The 1,569-nt window shown below is 61.3% G+C and carries 2 protein-coding genes; both read left to right on the top strand.

Going from position 1 to position 1,569, the window contains the following annotated elements:
* Nucleotides 1-120: 120 nt before the first annotated feature.
* Nucleotides 121-429 (top strand): hypothetical protein, encoded by a 309-nt coding sequence (locus tag Q7L55_11935; GenBank protein MDO8733258.1) that lies wholly within the window; start codon nucleotides 121-123, stop codon nucleotides 427-429.
* Nucleotides 359-1,546 (top strand): hypothetical protein, encoded by a 1,188-nt coding sequence (locus tag Q7L55_11930; protein MDO8733257.1) that lies wholly within the window; start codon nucleotides 359-361, stop codon nucleotides 1,544-1,546. The genes Q7L55_11935 and Q7L55_11930 overlap by 71 nt, the downstream gene beginning before the upstream one ends.
* The last annotated feature ends 23 nt before the right edge of the window (nucleotides 1,547-1,569 follow it).

Raw genomic sequence — 1,569 nt, 5'->3', positions numbered from 1 at the left:
GGGTGTGGCCATTCCTTTGGGCTGACGCGAATCTTGCGCGCCCCACTTTACTAGCGCGAGGGTTGCGGACGTGCGAGAATCCTATCATGGTAACGGTCCTTGGCTTGATAGGAGATTGGAATGGACAGGGATGTTTTGATGCATCAGATGACGGAGCGATTTCGGGAAGCCTACGCGAAGGGATTGGATGCGGTGGAGCGGGCGCCGGACGGGCAATGGATTGCGGCCAGCGAGTTCGTATTCCGGGATGCGTTTCTTGAGGTGATGAAGGAGAGCTACCAAGCGGCCATTCAGGCCAAGATCGACGCGGATTCGTCCCGGCAAGCCGGGACTTTTTCCCCCTCCGAACCCGGCACTGGTGGAAGCGGGGCCGCTACGCAACAAGGGGAAGCACGGCGTTCACGTCCTGACGATAGACGGCGACATTGAGTTGATCCGCCGTTACTTCTGGTCGAAGGAGCGTGGAGGTCAGTATCCGGTCGACGCGATCATCGGCATCGAAGGTGGGATCGTCTCGCCGGGCGCGTTGCAACTGTGTTGCACGATGGGCGTCATCCAAGACTTCGCCCAGGGCGCGGACGACCTTCGCACGTTCTCCGGGCTGCGGGTGAGCAAGGAACGACTTCGTCAGGTTACCGAGTCGCAAGGCCGCGAGGCGGCGCGGGTTCGGGAAAGCGGCGTCTTGAAACCCGCCTGGTCGGCGGCGGAAGCAACGGCGGGATTCGGTGAGCCGACGCGCGTGTACGTGGGCACCGACGGGGTCATGGTCCGCATCGTGACCCAGGAGGAAAAAGACAAACGCCGCAAAGAGCAGGCGATCCGCCGTCAGCAGCGCGGTCGCGCGGGAGTGGGAAACACGAGGCCACTGCCCAAGCCTCGTCCAGGAAGCGATGATCGTTTCAAGGAAATGAAGATCGGTTTGTTCTACGATCAGTCCAAGACGCGCCGGCATGTCTTCGCGACGCAAGGCAATCATGAGCGTTTTGGAGAGTTGCTGCGGCTCCATGCCGATGCGATCCAACTGGAAGAGGCCCAGCAGACGCTGTCGCTCACCGATGGCGGACCGTGGATTCGCAACCAGATTCTTAAGCACCTCAAGAAGCTGAACGCGATGCTGCTGGACTTCTTCCACCTCAGTGAGCACGTCTGGTCGACAGCCAAGTGCTGCCTGGGCGACGGACCGGAGGCCGGGACGTGGGCGGAGAAGCAACTCCAAGAGATCAAGCATATCGGCGGGCGGGCGGTGTTGGCGGCGATCGAGGAGCTGGGCAAGAAGATACGCTCGCCAGCCAAAAAAGAGAGCCTGCGCCGATTGCGGCGTTACCTCGTGGAGCGTTGGGAGATGGTGGAGTATCCGCAGGCCTTGGCCAAGGGGTGGGACATCGGCTCAGGCCCGACGGAAGCGATGTGCAAGAACCTGACGCTGCGCCTGAAACGAACCGGCATGAAGTGGGACGCCGATCACGCAGCCGACCTCATGAACCTCGTCGCCCTACGCGAAAGCGGACAATGGACCGCGTACTGGGACACTCGACGAATTGCATGATGCCAAAATCCGTGGCCAGACCC

The organism is Actinomycetota bacterium (assembly GCA_030650795.1).
Lineage (GTDB): Bacteria > Actinomycetota > Actinomycetes > S36-B12 > S36-B12 > UBA11398.
This window is presented reverse-complemented; position numbering and strand designations above follow the sequence as displayed.